The organism is Mesorhizobium sp. B2-3-6 (assembly GCF_006442305.1).
Taxonomy (GTDB): Bacteria; Pseudomonadota; Alphaproteobacteria; order Rhizobiales; family Rhizobiaceae; genus Mesorhizobium.
The window spans coordinates 128,581-145,247 of the sequence record NZ_VFVW01000006.1; the positions used below are offsets into that span (position 1 = coordinate 128,581).

The 16,667-nt window shown below is 62.8% G+C and carries 15 protein-coding genes and 2 pseudogenes; 11 read left to right on the top strand and 6 right to left on the bottom strand.

Going from position 1 to position 16,667, the window contains the following annotated elements; genetic code table 11:
- Positions 1-70: 70 nt before the first annotated feature.
- The 4 genes from FJ953_RS18635 to FJ953_RS18650 are packed head-to-tail and all read right to left on the bottom strand — an operon-like array spanning position 71 to position 5,453.
- Positions 71-1,942: an ABC transporter ATP-binding protein gene (locus FJ953_RS18635; RefSeq protein ID WP_140499617.1), complete on the bottom strand. Its 1,872-nt coding sequence runs from the start codon at positions 1,940-1,942 to the stop codon at positions 71-73.
- Positions 1,939-2,853 carry an ABC transporter permease gene (locus FJ953_RS18640; protein ID WP_140499619.1) on the bottom strand — a complete coding sequence of 305 codons (915 nt, stop codon included), beginning with the start codon at positions 2,851-2,853 and terminating at the stop codon, positions 1,939-1,941. Before FJ953_RS18640 ends, FJ953_RS18635 begins: the two co-directional genes overlap by 4 nt.
- On the bottom strand, positions 2,853-3,842 hold the full coding sequence (locus tag FJ953_RS18645; protein WP_140499621.1) for an ABC transporter permease: 990 nt from the start codon (positions 3,840-3,842) through the stop codon (positions 2,853-2,855). Before FJ953_RS18645 ends, FJ953_RS18640 begins: the two co-directional genes overlap by 1 nt.
- A gap of 57 nt (positions 3,843-3,899) precedes the next feature.
- Positions 3,900-5,453, bottom strand: coding sequence for an ABC transporter substrate-binding protein (locus FJ953_RS18650; RefSeq protein WP_140523193.1), 1,554 nt, complete (start codon positions 5,451-5,453; stop codon positions 3,900-3,902).
- A gap of 471 nt (positions 5,454-5,924) precedes the next feature.
- On the opposite strand from FJ953_RS18650, the gene FJ953_RS18655 reads away from it, so the two are divergent.
- The 5 genes and pseudogenes from FJ953_RS18655 to FJ953_RS30920 all read left to right on the top strand — a co-directional run.
- Positions 5,925-6,689 carry a DeoR/GlpR family DNA-binding transcription regulator gene (locus tag FJ953_RS18655; protein ID WP_140499625.1) on the top strand — a complete coding sequence of 255 codons (765 nt, stop codon included), beginning with the start codon at positions 5,925-5,927 and terminating at the stop codon, positions 6,687-6,689.
- Positions 6,690-6,821: 132 nt separating this feature from the next.
- A complete protein-coding gene (locus FJ953_RS18660; RefSeq protein WP_140523191.1) occupies positions 6,822-7,907 on the top strand; it encodes a phosphotransferase in 1,086 nt (361 codons plus the stop codon).
- Positions 7,908-7,916: 9 nt separating this feature from the next.
- On the top strand, positions 7,917-8,852 hold the full coding sequence (locus FJ953_RS18665) for a choline/ethanolamine kinase family protein (protein ID WP_140523188.1): 936 nt from the start codon (positions 7,917-7,919) through the stop codon (positions 8,850-8,852).
- A gap of 221 nt (positions 8,853-9,073) precedes the next feature.
- Positions 9,074-9,332 (top strand): annotated as a pseudogene (locus FJ953_RS30915) (IS110 family transposase); the annotation flags it as partial.
- Positions 9,333-9,480: 148 nt separating this feature from the next.
- Positions 9,481-9,714: pseudogene (locus FJ953_RS30920) on the top strand (transposase); the annotation flags it as partial.
- Positions 9,715-9,805: 91 nt separating this feature from the next.
- Here the strand turns inward: FJ953_RS30920 and FJ953_RS18675 are convergent.
- Entirely contained in the window at positions 9,806-10,402 is a 597-nt protein-coding gene (locus FJ953_RS18675; RefSeq protein WP_140499631.1) for a TetR/AcrR family transcriptional regulator, read from the bottom strand.
- A gap of 123 nt (positions 10,403-10,525) precedes the next feature.
- Here FJ953_RS18675 and FJ953_RS18680 point away from each other — a divergent pair, with 123 nt between their 5' ends.
- Together FJ953_RS18680 and FJ953_RS18685 are read left to right on the top strand one after the other, a co-directional pair.
- Positions 10,526-11,725 (top strand): RidA family protein, encoded by a 1,200-nt coding sequence (locus FJ953_RS18680; protein ID WP_140523185.1) that lies wholly within the window; start codon positions 10,526-10,528, stop codon positions 11,723-11,725.
- The gene (locus FJ953_RS18685) at positions 11,725-12,882 is read left to right on the top strand and encodes a Xaa-Pro peptidase family protein (RefSeq protein WP_140523182.1); all 1,158 of its coding nucleotides are present in this window, start codon (positions 11,725-11,727) and stop codon (positions 12,880-12,882) included. Before FJ953_RS18680 ends, FJ953_RS18685 begins: the two co-directional genes overlap by 1 nt.
- Before the next feature lie 6 nt (positions 12,883-12,888).
- On the opposite strand, the gene FJ953_RS18690 is transcribed toward FJ953_RS18685, so the two are convergent.
- Positions 12,889-13,650, bottom strand: coding sequence for an IclR family transcriptional regulator (locus tag FJ953_RS18690; RefSeq protein WP_181165404.1), 762 nt, complete (start codon positions 13,648-13,650; stop codon positions 12,889-12,891).
- Between the two features lie 122 nt (positions 13,651-13,772).
- Between FJ953_RS18690 and FJ953_RS18695 the strand changes: the two genes are divergently transcribed.
- The 4 genes from FJ953_RS18695 to FJ953_RS18710 are packed head-to-tail and all read left to right on the top strand — an operon-like array spanning position 13,773 to position 16,633.
- Positions 13,773-14,444 carry an amino acid ABC transporter permease gene (locus tag FJ953_RS18695; RefSeq protein ID WP_140499639.1) on the top strand — a complete coding sequence of 224 codons (672 nt, stop codon included), beginning with the start codon at positions 13,773-13,775 and terminating at the stop codon, positions 14,442-14,444.
- Positions 14,441-15,091, top strand: a complete 651-nt coding sequence (locus FJ953_RS18700) for an amino acid ABC transporter permease (protein ID WP_140499641.1) — start codon at positions 14,441-14,443, stop codon at positions 15,089-15,091. The genes FJ953_RS18695 and FJ953_RS18700 overlap by 4 nt, the downstream gene beginning before the upstream one ends.
- Positions 15,078-15,809 (top strand): amino acid ABC transporter ATP-binding protein, encoded by a 732-nt coding sequence (locus tag FJ953_RS18705; RefSeq protein ID WP_140499643.1) that lies wholly within the window; start codon positions 15,078-15,080, stop codon positions 15,807-15,809. The genes FJ953_RS18700 and FJ953_RS18705 overlap by 14 nt, the downstream gene beginning before the upstream one ends.
- A 35-nt stretch (positions 15,810-15,844) precedes the next feature.
- On the top strand, positions 15,845-16,633 hold the full coding sequence (locus tag FJ953_RS18710; protein ID WP_056570895.1) for a transporter substrate-binding domain-containing protein: 789 nt from the start codon (positions 15,845-15,847) through the stop codon (positions 16,631-16,633).
- Positions 16,634-16,667 lie beyond the last annotated feature (34 nt).

The window sequence follows — 16,667 nt, forward strand, 5'->3', positions numbered from 1 at the left end:
GCCTCATCGGGATTGCGGGGCACCGCGCCGGGGTCAGGGGCGCCCAGGACGGTCAGGGACTGCGCCGCTGTTACGGGCCGCTCAGATCGACCGCCGGCATCAGCCTTGGCGCCGACAAGCCGGCCTCGACGAGATGGCACGCGGCGTAATCCACGTCGCTTCGTTTCAGCAGCGCCGGATCCTCCGTGACGCAGCGGTCAAAAGCGAACGGGCAGCGTGTGCGGAAGGTGCAGCCGGAAGGAATGTCGATGGGGTCCGGCGGCTCGCCTTCAAGGAGATAGGTCGCCGTGTCGTAGGGCTTGTGCTCGATCGCCGGAACCGCACTGAGCAGGGCTCGCGTGTAGGGATGGCCGGGATCGAAGAACGTCGCCTCGTTGCCGGCGAGTTCGGCGATGCGACCGAGATACATCACGGCCACGCGATTGCAGACGCGGCGCACCATGCTCAGATCGTGCGAGATATAGATGTAGGTCATGCCGTGGCGGGCCTGCAGACGCTCGAAAAGATCGAGCAGCTTGCCCTGTTCCACTTGGTCGAGTGCCGACAGCGTCTCGTCGAGGATCAGGAGTTCCGGGTCCAGCACCATGGCGCGGGCGATGTTGACGCGTTGCCGCTGGCCCGCACTGAGCCCTACCGGCAGTTTGTCCGTCAGCTCGGGGCGCAACCCCACCTCGTTCATCGTGTAGGCGACCTTCTCGCCGATCTCCTTGGCGCTCATTCCGCCATGGATGCGCAGCGGTTCGGCGATCGTCCGGCCAATGGCCAAATGTGGCGGGATGGCGTTGTAGGGATCCTGCAGCAGCAGCTGGAACCGACGGCGCAGATCAAGCAGCTTCTTTCGGCCGAGATGCGCGATGTCCTGGCCCTTGAACAGGATCTGGCCGCGATTGGGTGCTTCGAGGCGGCTGAGTAGACGCGAAAGCGTCGACTTCCCGCAACCGGATTCGCCTACGATGCCAAGATTATCGCCTTTGTAGACGTCGAACGAGACGCCCCGGACGGCCTGGACAACCCGGTACGCAAACAGCCTCTCACGGTCCTTGGTTGCGTAGGAACGGTAGACGTCGCGGACCGAAAGGATGATTTCGCGTGTGTCGTCCTTGGCCAAGCCCGGCGCGGCGGTGACCTGCTCGGCGCCCCAGATGCGCGGCACGCTCTTGATGAGGTTGCGCGTGTAGTTGTGCTGGGGTTCGTCGATCAGTTTACGGGTCTGCTGGCACTCGACCACGCGGCCATCGGCGAGCACGAGGACGTTGTCTGCGATCTCGTTAACCACACCGAGCGCCGAGGAGACGAAGATGACCGCCGTGCGAAAATCGCGCTGGAGATCCCTCAGTAGGCGAAGAATCTGGGCGGCGACCGTCACGTCGAGCGGCTGCGTGATGTTGTCAGCGACGAGCAGGTCAGGGTTGGTGACCAGGGCATCGACAATCAGCACGCGCTGCATCATCCCGCCGCTGAACTGGAAAGGAAATTCGTGAAAGCGCTGCGCCGGGGAAGGAATGCGGACCGCGTCGAGGACACGAAGCACGCGCGCCTTGGCTTCCGCAGTCGAAATGCCCGGCTCGACGGCGCGCAGCTTCTCGATGATCTGCTGTCCGACCGGGATGGTCGGATCGAGTGCGCTGCCAGGGTCGGAGCCTATATAGGCCACCTTGCGCCCTCGCAATCTCTGCATCTCGGCGGGCGCGAGATCGAACAGGTTGCGGCCATGGTAGGCAATCGTCCCGCCGGTCACGACCAGCGGCGGGCTTATCCAGTTGACGAGTGCGCGCGACAGGACGGTCTTACCCGAGCCGCTTTCACCGATGATGCCGAGGACCTCGTCCTGGGAAACCGAGAGATTGACGTCCTGAAGAACAGCGCGCCTTGCGCCGCCTGGCAACGCTAGATCGACCGACAGGCCCGAAATCTCGAGAATGCTTACACTCTCCCCGCTCATAGGACACCTTGGAGTAGCTTGTTGCGGGAGCGCTCAAGGGCACCGCCCATGAGGTTGATGCTGCACAGCGATATCGCCAGCAGCAGGCCGGGAATGGTGGTGATCCACCACGCATTCAGGAGATACTTGGTGCCGTCGGCGATGATCGTCCCGAATGTAGGCGTGGGCGGCTGGATGCCGATGCCGATGAACCCGAGGATGGCTTCGAAGATCATCATGCGCGCGACGTCGAGCACGGCGACGAATGCGATCGGGGGCAGGATGTTCGGCGCGATATGCACCAGCAGTATCCGGACGTCCGATGCGCCGAGGATCTTGGCGGCGCGCACATATTCCTTGCGCCGCTCGGACATGGTGACGCTACGCGCCACGCGTGCGTAGCCTGGCCAGCCCGCGAGGATGAAGACGAGGATGACCGTCAGCGGCGTCGGCCGCGTCACGCCGAGGATGGTGATGGCGAGGATGATCACCGGGATCGACATCTGCGCATCCGTGATGCGCATCAGGATCAGGTTGGTCCAGCCGCCGACATAGCCGGCCACCATCCCGACCGCCGAACCTAGAACGAACATGCCGATGACGCTCGTAATGCCGATCATCAGGGCGTTCCGCAGGCCGATCAGCGATCGGGCTAGAAGATCGCGGCCCAACTGGTCGGTCCCTATGAAATGAGGCCAGACCGAACCTTCGGCAGGCCAGGGCGGCGAGAACTTGAGGCCGACGTTGAATTTCGTCGCGGAAAGGCCGAGCAGCCCCGGCGCGGCGACCGAGAGCAGGATCACGGCGATGAAAATGACCGCCCCGACCCGGAACTCCGGCGTCTTGAATGCTTGAAGGAAGATATTAGCGCCGAGGCTTCGGGCTTTTGGGGGAACGCTGACTTCCGCGTCGACGATGGTGTGTTCGGACATCAGTACTGGAGCCTTCTGTCGATCGTGGTCGATGCGAAATCGACGAGGATGTTCACACCGACGAGCCCGGCGCAGGCGAAGATCGCGATCGCCTGGATGATCGGGAAATCGCGCTGGAACACCGCATTGATCATGAGCAGGCCGATCCCCGGATAGTTGAAGAGGTATTCGACGACGAACAGCGAGCCGAGGATCAGGCCGACCGCCTGGATGCCCAACACGTTCAGAAGGGGTATCCCGGAGTTACGCAGAACATGCGCCGAGATCATGCGCCGTCGGGTCAGCCCGCGGATTTGGCCAACATAGACATAGGGCTCGAGGAGGTTGGAGGAGACCGAAACCGAGAGCGACCGGACGATGATCGGAATCAGTTCCACCGCCAGGACCAAGGCCGGCAGGATCGCATAGGTCCAGTTCTCGTAGCCGATTGCAGGTAGCCAGCCAGTCCTGGCCGACAACAAATAAATGAACACCAGTCCGAGCCATACATTGGGCAGCGAGACGAGGACCGAACTCAGGTAAAGCGCGAATCGGTCGGGCGCCCTGCCCGCGTTAAGGCCGGCCCAGATGCCGAGCGGAACCGCGATCGACAGTGAGATCAGGAAGGCCAGGCCGGCCAGCAGCAGGCTGTAGGGCAATGTCGCGCCGATCAGATCAATGACCGGCGCCCGGTTGCTGGCATCGAAGGTCGATTCGCCGCGCGAACCTCCAGTGCTGCCGCCCTGGGCGCTGCGCACGAAGGATCGGCCGAAATCGCCGCGGACGATCTGGGTCATATACCGCCCGAACTGGACGATTATCGGATCCCGGAGGCCGAGCTCCTTGGCCGTCTGCTCCGCCACGGACTGCGAAACCATCGGGCCGAGCATCAGCCGCACGGGGTCGCCGGGCACCACGCGCAGCAGGGTGAAGATCAACAGGGCGATGCCCGCCACAATGATCACGCCTTGGGCAAGACGGCGAACGAAGAAGTCTATTGCAAAAAGCATAACGGCAGGCTCACGAAGGAGCAGCGCCGCCGGATGGCGACGCTGCTGGGCCAAAGGTTAGACGAGATCCGCCTTCGACAGGTCGATAGGTCCGTAGGGCAGGTAGACCGCGCCTTCAAGGTTCTTGGCGGCGCCGTGGAAGGTGAGCGCAGAGAACAGTGAGAAGCTTGGGACTTTCTTGGCCATCGTCGGGAAGGTTTCCTCGGTGAGGATCTTCAGCCGCTGTTCCGGATTGGGCGCGTTGCGCTCCTTGTCCAGGACCGCGTCGATCTCGGGATCATTGATGCCCGAAATCAGCGCCGCGCTGGAGTGCCAGTTGGGCCGCAGGACGAGGTCCGGCTCAGGCGACGGCGTCATCCAGCCGACGTCGCACATATGGCCCTGGCCCTGACCGTCGGCGCGGCGATAGATCGCCACTTCCCAGGCCGCTGGCTCGAGCACCGTCAACTGCACGTTGAAGCCCTGCTCCTGGAGCATCGCGGCGATCAGTTCGCCATACTCCTTGGTCTTGGGATAGAAGCCGATCGAAGTGATATATTCGAGCTGCGGCAGCCCCGCCCCGTTCGGGAAGCCGGCTTCGGCCAGCAGACGCTGCGCTTCCTCGGGATTGTAGTCTGGATATCCCTTGATGTCGGTGAAGCCGAACTTCATCGGGGAGACGTAACAGCTTGACTCGAGCGCCGCTTCGCCCATCAGTTCGAGGATCTGCTTGCGATCGATCGAATGGCATGCCGCCAGGCGGATGCGCGGATCGTCGAAGGGCGCCTTGTTGCAGCGAAAATGCAGATATTTGTTCTCGGTCGTGAGACCCTTGCGAGTGGTGACCTTCGGATTTCCGGCGAGCGATGCGTACTGTTCCGGCTCGAGACGTTCGGCGATGTGGTACTGGCCGTTCAAGAGGCCGAGAACCCGCGTGTTGGCATCCGGAACATAGGCATAGACGACCTCATCGATCTTCGGACGCCCGCCGAAGAAGTCGTCATAGGCGTGAAGAATATTTTTGTCGCCGTTGGTCTCGACATACTTGAAGGCGTTCGTGCCGTTCGGACGCTTTTGGAGAATCTTCGGATCAGCAACATCCTTCGCCGAGAGGATCGGGATCACGCTTGAAATAAACCACCAAGCCGATGCCGGATAGCCGTGCTTCTCGGTGTGCAGTCGCACCGTAAGGCGATCGACAATTTCGACATCGACCTTTCCGGGGCAAAAGGAAGCCGCCGGGCGGGCCGGGTCGCAGGAGTATTCGAGCGTCGCCTTTACGTCCTCGGCGCTGAATTCCTTGCCGTCGTGAAATTTCACGCCGTCGCGCAGCTTGAACTCGAACGTGTTGGTGTCGATCAGCTTCCAGCTTTCCGCCAGCGCGGGTTCGAGCAGGTCCGCCTCGCCGTCCCGCATCGGGGCACGCGTCAACGCATTGAAGACGAACTTTTCGAAATTGCCCTGACCAAGGGTCGTGTGGGAAGTCGGATCCCAATTACCCGTGACGGGCCCCATCGACGCGAGCACGAGTGACTTCTTGCCCTGCGCATTGGCCGGCACCGCGAGCTTGCCGAGCACGCCGGCCACGCCAAGCGCGCCCGCGCCAACCATAATGTCTCTACGCGTAATCATTGATCCTGTTCCCCTTTTTGTATCGGCGGTTGTTTTGCCGATGTGCGGTTTAGTTTTCTAGGACCCGCTCGGCGCCGGCCCGTTGAACTCCATCCTTCGACCTGCAGCATGGCACTTATTCGCCATTGCCAGACGAGCCTTCCAAATCCTGACTGGACGCCAGATCCATCCTCAAACCGATCCAATTTCTCAAAACACACAAATCGGTCAAAAACACCAATATCGACACATTTGCCTGTGGTCAAGCGCGGCTTGGCCTACTCTCGGCGAGTGCCCAGTCCCGAACAGGTCTAAATCTCAAGGCTGTTAGACCCTAGGACTGTTGAGCGACTAAGACGGATTTGACTGGTTTGAGCATGTCGACTAGCTTGGCGCCGGGATTTTCGGTCTTCCGGCATCTCGCAGTGTTCGACGTGCTCGGGGATATGTTAAGTCCGGAAAGACCCAAATGGTCACAGGCAGATTCGGTCCATGAGATTTTCTGAGTTTCGCCAGGAAAAAATCCTGGAAATACTGCGCGCGAATGAGCGCGCGAGTGTCAATCTGCTCGCCGATCGCCTCGAAGTCAGTCCGGAATCCATCCGGCGCGATCTGCGTCTACTCGAAACAAATGGCTTGGCTCGGCGCGTCTACGGCGGTGCGGTACTGACGCCAAAAGAGGGGGACAAGCCGTTTGGCGAGCGCAGCCGGGTCAATGCGCCGGAAAAAAACTTGATCGCCGAAAGGGCTGCCAGCCTTATCCAGAACGGTATGAAGATCTTCGTCAGTTCGGGAACCACTACGCTGGCCTGCGTGAAGCACCTTGACAAGCATGCAGACCTGACGATCTTCACGAACTCCATCGCCATTGCGGCGCATTTTTTCTCCCACGGCTGGGGCACCAGTGTCCGCGTGCTCGGCGGTCCGATGGTGCCGGAATATCAGGCCACATTCGGGCATTCTACCATTACCGCGCTGAAAGGGCACAGGTTCGACCTGGCTTTGATGGGTGCCAGCGCCGTCCATGTCGATCACGGCTTCATGGGCTTTGGTGAGGACGAGGTTGCACTGCACGATGAGGCGAGGCGTCAGGCCGGCACCACCGTCATGGTAGCCGATCGATCGAAGTTCGGACGCTTCGGCTCGGTTCGTGCATTCGGCCTTGCCGACGCCCAACATGTCATCACCACTAAGGGTGTCGGCGAAGAATTCGTCCAGCGCTTCGCCGAACTGGGCGTCGACCTCATCCGCGTTTAAGTGCATCTCGGCGCCGATAGGCACGTCGGCACTTTACTCACGCCCGCATAGATATAGCATTGCGTTTCCTGCTGGCGCGCCTGTCCCCCGCTCCCTTTCGTGGACGGGCCGTCGCTGGTCGGTTGTGCTTGCTTGGATTACAAGGGTTCCGCTGGCTTCATGGAAATTGGTCTGTCGCGAAAGGGTATGGATCGCCGCATCGGCCCGATGGACATTCATCGTCTCCCGTCCGCAACAAAAGAAGTCCGTTCCCTTTTTGCGGATGACCTCACGGCGCCGGCCGACCTCTGTCTTGTGACGCCCGACGAGCCCGCCTGCTCTGGTGCCGGACCGCAGCTGTGCAGATCGGCACAGGAGATGGAGCCGGGCATTCTCGTCCCGTCGCATCGTGGCGTGGACAGCACCCGCCTGCTTCTGTCGGTCGATGGCCAGCATCCGTCGCTCCTGCTCAAAACCATTCAGCCCGACCAGCGCCGCTTCATCGATGCGGCCGCATCCTTCGATGCGCAGCGCAAAGCGGCCGGCCTCGGCTGCGCGCCCAAGATCCTTGCCATCGATGCGCGGCGCGCGACCTGCATCATGGAATATCGCGACGGCTGGGCGACCGCCCGTGTCAGCGACCTGAAAAAGCTGGACGTCCTCAATGAGGTGATAGGTGTTAAGCGCAGGGTCCACGGCGGACTGCGCTTCACGATCCCGGTGTCGCCGTTCGACCGGATCCGCGCGCTGAAGCAGGAATGCGATCGGCTCGTGGCCCAGGCTCCTCCCGACCTTCCGGTCCTGTTCGAGCAGGTTTTGCGCTTTGAGCGCATGATCGCCGCATCGGGGGTCGACAGTGTGCCCTCCCATGCCGACGGCCTGGCCTCGAACATCCTCATCGGGCCGGATGGTCGCATCGAGCTCGTGGACTTCGACGGTGCCGGCAACGTCGACCCCTATTATGAGATCGGGATCCTGATCAACGAGGTTTTCGAAGACGAGAAGGACTTCCTCCCGGCCCTCGAAATGTTCGAAGGCACGCCGAGGCCGGCAAGTCTCCGTCGCGTGCGTCTCTACGCGATCGCCGACGATCTCGCATGGGGTCTCTGGGGTCTCGTGATGGACGCCACCTCGCAGCGCAAGGATGTCGAGTTTTACCGCTACGGGTTCTGGCGCTTCATCCGCTGCCGCGCCGCGCTCGGAAGCCTCGATTTCGGCTCGTACGCCCGAATGCTCTGAGAACCCTTCATGGAACGGAAGTGCGGAGAAGGCCAATCGGCCTCCGAACTGGCATTGGAAACAATGCTTTCCTTGGTACCCCCATGGCAGGGCAAAGACATCTTTTACCGGCCAATCTTCGGGGGCTTTAGCAATTCTAACTGGCACGTCAGGATCGGAGGTGAGCGTCAGACGTTTTTCCTTAAGATGCCAGGCCCCGGGACCGAGAAGTTTATCGATCGGAGCGCTTCGCTCGAGGCCGGCAGGCGCGCGCACGAACTTGGCATCGGGCCTCGGATCTATAGTGATCTCAGCGACCGCGGCGTGGAAATCAGCGACTTTGTAGAGCGGTCTCGTCCCTGCACCACCCGCGACTTCCACTCCGCCGAGATTAGGGCGCCCACTATTAACTTGTTCCGCACCTTCAACAATTCTGCCCCGCTTCGCTTAACCAAGACCCTGTTTGACATGATCGATGAACATATCGTTCAATTGCGTGAGCTCGGGGCGGCATTCCCGCACGATTTTCCTACCATTCACATGAAGTACCGCACCGCTCGCGCCGCGCTGGAAGCGTCAGGACTGGACATCGTTCCTTGCTGCAACGATCCGGCACCAGCTAACTTCCTGCTGACTGAAGACAGGATCCTGATCGTCGACCTCGAATACGCGTCGAACAACGACCGCTGCTGCGATCTCGCCACCTGGTGTGGGGAAATGGTCCTGAGCGACGTGATGCAGGATGAGGCGATCGAATGTTATTTCGGTCGCGTCGAAGCCAGCACCAAGGCGCGCATGTTTGTCTACCAGATGCTGGGCGACTTGAAATGGTCGCTGTGGTGCATGGTCCAGAACATTACCTCGAGCATCGACTTCGACTTCTACAAATACGGCGTGTGGAAGCAGATGCGCCTGCGCTCGACCCTTCAGAATCCATATTGGGACCGCGCCCTCACGTCCCTGTAGGAGCCCGCCAGCTTCTGGCTCGAGGCTTCCCTTGCCATTCGAGGATTGTTGCTACATCTGGGCAGTGGAGGCCACCGGTGGAATGACTGCTTTCTGCGCTGAAAGCAGACCGTCAGCTTCGTTGTTGGCCACAACCGCGGGAGCCTCGGGTTTGCGCAATGTTGCGAGTGCCAACGCCGGAGGAGGAAGACCGTGGCCGGTTGAGCAGAGTGGGCAGATTAATTAATTGCGAGCAGGGAGTCTCGAAGTCCGGCAATCCTAGGCTCCGGCCGACGCTTGTCTAGGTTGCGTGGGTCTGGGTGCCCCATCAACCCAATTCGCACTGAGCCAGTGGTTCAGGGCGCGAGTCATCCCGAATGGTGGCCGGTGCAAGAAGGCGGCATGGTCGCCCTCGCTCGGAAACTGTTTGTTGCGCTGTGGAAATACGTGAATTCCGGAGTCGTTATAGAAGGAGCTCTCCTGACGAAACCATCAGCATAGAGTAACCGCCCGATTGTCACCGCCTATTCCTAGAGCGCCTCCGAGACGCCTTCGACGCCGGCCAGCTTCGCTTCTTCAGCGATCTCGCTAGCCTGGCCGACCCTGCTACTTTCTGCGCCCAACTGGCTGGACTGAAGCGGATCGAGTGGTCGTTTACGCCAAGCCCCCGTTCGGCGGTCCAAAACAGGTCCTCGCCTACCTTGGTCGCTACACCTACCGCGTCGCCATCGCCAACAGCCGCCTCGTGAGCCTGGATCATGGAGTTCTGGTCAGCTTCCGCTGGAAGGACTATCGCCACCACGACAAGTCCAAGCACAAGCTCATGACCAAGATCACACTTGCGGGGCTGATTAAGCCAGCAACCGAGAATGTCTCAAGGTAAGCCGAGCAGACGACCAATTCTTCAGACAGAATGTCAGAGGAAGCGAGGCTCACTGCTATAACATGGGGTTTCACATTGTCGTTTCGGTGAGTCAGATTTGGATCATCCGTATCAGGCTGCGATAGGTCTTCTCCAACGCGTCAAAGCCACCTTCGCCCAGTGTAATTGGCGCGGCGTTGTCGGCGATCGCCGCGAACAGCAGCGCGGCGTCGCCGGGCACGACATTCGGCGACAACTCGCCGCGCCGGCCCGCCGCCGACAGCGCGCCGGCAAACAACGCCGAGAGCTCCGCGCTGAAATGGCCGAGCATCTTCTGGCCGTCGGCATCAAGGAGGTCGGCATCCTGCCGCAGCCTCGAAATCAGGCTCCAGTTTTGCCCTTCTGTGCCGGCTGGGTTGAAATGCCGGAAGCGGGCGCGGCTGTAGGCGATCATCGCCTCGACCTGCTCCTCGAGGCTTGACCCCTCATGCGACCAGACAGCCCGCAAGCCGCTCAGCGTCGCCTGCATGTAGTCGTCAAGCACCTCGTCGACGAGCGCCTGTTTGTTGCCGAAATGATAGTGGATGTTGGCGCGCGTCGTGCCGAGCGCCGCCGAAATATCCCCGAAGCTGGTGCCGCGATAGCCGTGGCGCACCAGAAGCTCCAGCGCCGTATCCTTGATCGCCTGTCTGGTGTCGGTCTCGTCCATGCTTCCATCATAGCCAAATGCGTTGGCCGTGGACGCCGAAGCTTTGCTGCATCCCCAGCATTTGACGGAACACTGACTTGCAGGTAAGTAAGTAGAAAATCAGCGGGAGGATACGTGGTGCGGATGCGGACATTCAGCGATATCGAAGGATCGGCGCCGCAGGCCGTCCGCGCCGGTGACCTGGTCTTCATCGGCGGGCTGATGGCGACGGACGTCAGCGGCAATATCGTCGCAACCGGCATAACGGGTCAGGCGCGCGTCATTTTCGATCGGCTGGCGGCCCTTCTCGCCCAGGCCGGCGCCGGCATGACCGATGTGGTCAAGCACAACATCTATTTCAGTTGCAAGGCCGATGCCGTGGGCGCCTTGCTCGACGAACTCGATGCCGTGCGCGCCGGCTGTTTCACCGCTCCCGGCCCGACCACCACCGAAATCCGCTGCGGCCTCGACCGCGAGGGCGCGCTGCTGATGGTCGACGCCTGGGTGGTGATCGGCGGCAAGCGCGAACTGCTCGACCCCCCGGGTCACTGGCGCTGGCGCAGGGAGCTGCCCTTCGTCCATGGCTGGAAGGTCGGCGACATGCTGTTTGTCGGCGGCCAGCGCTCGCTCGATGCCGAAGGCAATGTGCTCGGGCTCGGCGACATCGAGGTGCAGACCGACGAGGCCTTCCGCAACCTCGACACCATGCTGCGGTCGGGCGGCGGCGACCGCCACAGCCTGATGCGCCAGAACACCTATTTCCGCTTTTTCGGCGAAGGCCGCGAGGTCACCGACTACTGGGAGAAGATGACCAATGTGCGCCGCCGCTACATGTCGGTGCCTTCGGCGGCCGGTGCCGGACTGCGCATCCAGGGCATGGGCAATGCCGGCGAACTGATCCAGGTCGAGGGCATCGGCATGCTCGGCGACGACAAGCAGCGCCTGCAGCCGGCCAACCATTGGGACTGGAGCATTCCCAACACCCAGTTCACGCAAGGTTGGAAGATTGGCGGGCTCGCCTTGATCGGCGGCCAGATCTCGGCCGACAACAAGGCGCAGGCCGTCGGCGACGACATGGAGACGCAGACCCGCAACGTCTTCGAGTTCATCCGCCGCACGCTGGCCGAAGGCGGGCTCGACGAAAGCGACGTCGCCAAGCTCTATATCTACTATCACGCCGAAGGCAGCTGGGCCGGGATCGAGGCGACGCGCGCGGTGATTGCCCGCGTGCAGCGCGAATTCTTCCCCGAGCCCGGTCCGGCGGTGACTGCGATCCGCGTCGCCGGCTTTGCCTTCGAGAACCTGCTGATCGAGATCGAGGCGATGGCGGTGACGCGAGGCTAATGTCGAAACACGATTTCACCGCCGCCGAATTCGCCGATCGTCTGGCGCGTGTCCGCGCCGCCATGGCCGCACGCGACCTCGACTGGCTGATTGCCGTTCACCCCGCCTCCATCCATTGGCTGACCGGCAGCGACGCCAAGAGCTACCAGGAATTCCAATGCCTGCTGGTCGGCGCGCGCAACGAGCCGCTCGTCGTGCTGACACGCCAGGGCGAAGTGCACGAATTCGAAACGGATTCAGCTGCCGACGAGGTGCATGGCTTCGGCGGCGGCGAGAACGAGGATCCGGTCGCGGCCTTCGCCGACGTGGCGCGGCGCCACGACGTGCTAGGCAGGCGCGTCGGCCTCGAAGTGCCGGCCTACTATCTTCACCCACATCATTGTCTCGGCCTTCGCGCCGTCATCGGCGATACCTTGCTTGCCGAGGCGACGGAACTGATCGCCGGCCTGAAGCTGGTGAAGTCGCCGGCCGAGATCGCTTATATCAGGCGCGCGGCGGCCCTTGCCGACCTTGGCATGGAGCGTTTTGCCGGCGAGTTCGCGGCGGGCCTGTCGGAACTGGCGCTGGCCGGCACCATCCACGAGACCTTGCTGCGCAACGGCAGCGGCATCGCCGCCAGCCCGATCAACCTCGTCTCCGGCCCGCGCTCCGCCTACAGCCACGGCGCGCCGACCGCGCGCCGGCTTGAACATGGCGATTTCGGCAATCTCGAATTCGGCGCCACCTTCAACCGCTACACAGCCACCATCGGCCGCAATTTCGCGCTGGGCAAGCCGACGCCGCGCATGGCCGAACTGCACGACATCGTGCTGCGCGCCGGCGACGCCATGATCGCGGCGATTCGCGACGGCGTGCCGGCAACCGTGCCGCACCAGGCGGCCCGCGCCGTCATCGGCGAGGCCGGGCTCGAAGCCTGCCGTGTCCACACGTCCGGCTATGCGCTGGGGCCAGGCTTTCCGCCGAGCTGGGCCGAGCCGCTGCACATGATCGGCGACAGCCCGCACATGCTGAAGGCCGGCATGGTGGTCACCATCGAGCCGCCGGTCTATATCGGCGCCGAAGGCCTTGGCGCCCGCATCATCGACAATGTGCTTGTCACCACGGCCGGTGCGGAGGTGCTGTCCCGCACGCCGCGCGACATCATCGTCGCGGGCTGAGCCTCCCTACCCTCCAAGCTCATGCGCGATCTCGGCACAAGCGAGCTTCAGCCGCGCCAGCATGGCCTCGAAATTGGGCGCGGCGCTGCGTCGGCTGACCGCCGCCACCGTCACGCAGGCCACGGCGCGCCCGTCGCCGGCGATGATCGGACAGACGACGTCGGTCACGCCGATGATGTCGCGGCTCTCGTGGATGATGGCGCCGCGCTCGCGCACCGCGTCGAGTTCGGCGGCGAGCGTCGTCGGGTCCGGCGGCTCACGCATCAGCATCAGGCATTCGGCGATCATCCGGTCACGCACGGGCTTGGGCTGGAACGCCATCAGCACCAGGCCGGAATGGGCATCCGCCAGCGGCCGGCGATAGCCGAGCTTGAGCGAGAAGTTCATGTCCGCCCCGCCCGATGCCGCCGCGATGATGACGGTTTCACCGCGATGCGCGACGACCAGATGCGCCGCCTGGTGCACCTCCTCGGCGAAGCGCTCGACGATGGGGGCCGCCGTGCTGACCAGGTCGCGGGCGCGCGCCGTCTGCATGCCAAGCCCGAACAGCTTGTTCGACAGCATCAGCCCCTCGCCGCCCTCATCGCGCTGGAGGTAGCCGCGCGCAAGCAGCACATGGACCATGCGGAAGATCTCGTTCTTCGATCGCCCCAGTTCCTCGGCGATCTGGCGCGTGCCCATGCGCTGGCCGGCATTGGCCAGCAATTCGAGGATATCCAACCCCTTTTCCAGGGCCGGCGCGCTGTAATTCAGCTTGTCGTCCGTCATTTGCATCCGCTTCATAGATGACGCTTGACGTCACATATGAAGCGACGATAGCGTGGTGTCCAGCAAATCCGAGCGGAAAATAGCGATCTGCCTGGAGTTGCATAGGGGGACGCTCTACTTCCATGAGCTATAATTTCAAATTTGATGTCCTGCTGCGCTATATCCCCGAGATTGTGCAAGGCGTGCTGCTGACCTTGCAGTTCTCGGTCGTCACCATGCTCTGCGGCCTTGCCATCGGCTTGATCGTCGCCATGGCCTCGATCAGCCCGCTGATGCCGCTGCGCGCCTGCGCTCGCGTCTATGTCGAGGCGCTGCGCAACACGCCGCTGCTGGTGCAGCTGTTCATCGTCTTCTTCGGCCTGCCTTCGATCGGCATCAAGCTTGGCGCCAACACCGCTGCGCTGATCGCGCTGTCGATCAACATGGGCGCCTATGGCGCGGAGATCCTGCGCGCCGGTTTCCAGTCGGTGCGCCAGAGCCAGGTCGAGGCTGGCCGCTCGCTCGGCCTCACCGCCGGCCAGACCTTCCGCCATGTCGTGCTGTTCCAGGCGGTCAAGACCATCTACCCGGCGCTGGCCAGCCAGTTCGTGCTGATCATGCTGACCACCAGCGTCGTCTCCTCCATCGGCGCCACCGAGCTGTTCCACCAGGCCGCCTTCATCGACTCGCGCACCTACCGCTCCTTCGAGACCTACACGCTGATCACCATTTCCTATCTCGTGCTGACCCTGGGCTTCCGGGCCTTCTTCGCCGGCGTCTACTGGATGGTCTTCGTCAGGAGGCCGCGCCGATGATCCGCGAATTTGGCGGCACCGATATCGTCTACCTGATCGAGGCCGCGCGCTGGACGATGCTGCTGGCGCTCACCGCCACGGTGGGCGGCGGGCTGCTCGGCATCGTCGTCGCCGTCCTGCGCGTCATCCCATTCAAGCCGCTCAACTGGCTGGCCATCGCCTGGATCAACCTGATCCAGGGCACGCCGCTACTCGGCCAGCTCTTCGTCTTCTTCTTCGGCCTGCCGCTGATCGGCCTCTCGGTCGACGCCTGGACGGCGGCGGCACTTTCCCTGTCGATCTACGCTTCGGCCTTCTTCGGCGAGATCTGGCGCGGCAGCCTGCAATCGGTGTCGCAGCGGCAATGGGAGGCGGGTGCCGCGCTCGGCCTCACCTACGCGCAGCGCCTCGGCCATGTCGTGCTGCCGCAGGCGATCCGCATCTCCGTCGCGCCGACCGTCGGCTTCCTCGTCCAGTTGGTGAAGAACACCTCGCTCACCGCGCTGATCGGCTTCGTCGAACTGACCCGCGCCAGCCAGATCATCAGCGGCGCGACCTTTGCCCCGCTGCCGGTCTACCTCACCGCCGCCGCCATCTATTTCGTCATCTGCTTTTCCCTCTCCCAGCTCGCCCGCATGCTGGAAAGGAGACTTCATGTCGCTCGTTGAAATCGCCGATATCCGCAAGCGCTTCGGCGCCATCGAGGTGCTGAAGGGCATCTCGCTCAACGTGGAAAAAGGCGAGATCGTCGCCGTCATCGGCCGCTCCGGCTCGGGCAAGTCGACCATGCTTCGCTGCATCAACGGGCTGGAGAAGGTGCAGGCCGGCCGCATCGTCGTCGACGGCATCGACGTCACCGCGCCCAGGGCCGACCTCAACCTTCTGCGCCAGCGCGCCGGCATGGTATTCCAGAGCTACAATCTGTTCCCGCATCTCAATGTCGAGCGCAACGTCACGCTGGCGCTGAAGCTGGTGCGCAAGCTCGACACGCCGGCCGCCCGCGAAGTCGCCCGCGCCGTGGTCGCCAAGGTCGGCCTCGCCGACAAGCTGCTTGCCTATCCCGACGAATTGTCCGGCGGCCAGCAGCAGCGCGTCGCCATCGCGCGCTCGCTGGCCATGCAGCCGACCCTGATGCTGTTCGACGAGATCACCTCGGCGCTCGACCCCGAACTGGTCGGCGAAGTGCTGCGCGTGCTCGAAAGCGTCGCCAGCGAAGGCATGACCATGATGCTCGTCACCCATGAGATGAACTTTGCCAAGAACGTCGCCGACCGCGTGATCTTCATGCATGAGGGCCGCATCCACGAGGATGGGCCAGCGCGTGAGACCTTGCTCGAGCCTCGTACGGCCGAACTCAGGAGCTTCCTGAGCGCCGTCCTTCACTAGGAAAAGAAAGTCCAACCAGAAAAAGGGGAAGTTCCATGTTCAAGCATCTCACCAGGATCGTCACAGCCGTGCTCCTGGCCGGCGCCGTCTCGGCAATGCCGGCGCGAGCGGCCGACCTGCAGAAAATCCTGTCCGCTGGCACGGTGCGCATCGGCGTGCCGATCGACGTGCCGCCCTTCGGTTCGGTCGACGCCAAGAACGAGCCGGTCGGCCTCGATGTCGACATGGCCAGGAAGATCGCCGAGGCGCTGGGCGTCAAGCTCGAACTGCAGCAGATCACCGGCGCCAACCGCGTGCCCTATCTGGTCACCGACCGCCTCGACATCGTCATCGCCGCCATGGGCGCGACGCCGGAACGCGCGCTGCAGATCGCCTTCACCTCGCCCTATGCGGCGCTTTCGATCGGCGTCTTCGGCCCCGACAGCATCACGGTGAAGAGCCCGGCCGAGCTCAAGGACGAGACCATCGCGGTGGCGCGCGGCACGACGCAGGATCTCGAACTGACCAAGGCCGCGCCCAACGCCAAGATCGTGCGCTTCGACGACGACGCCACCGCCGCAGCCGCTTTCACCTCCGGCCAGGCGCAACTGCTGGCCACCGCCGATGTCGTGGCCAAGGATTTGATGGACAAGGACGCCAAGGTGCAGCTGAAACCCAAATTCATCCTGCAATTCTCGCCCTGCTACATCGGCATCCAGCAGGGCAGCCCGGAGCTGCTTCGCTGGCTCGACACCTACATCCATCTCGGCATGCTCGACGGCTCGCTCTCGGCGCTGTCGCAGAAGTGGATCGGCACCACGCTGCCGACCCTGCCGCCGATCTGACTTCTTCGGCGGCGGGGGCCTTTCCGCCCTCGCC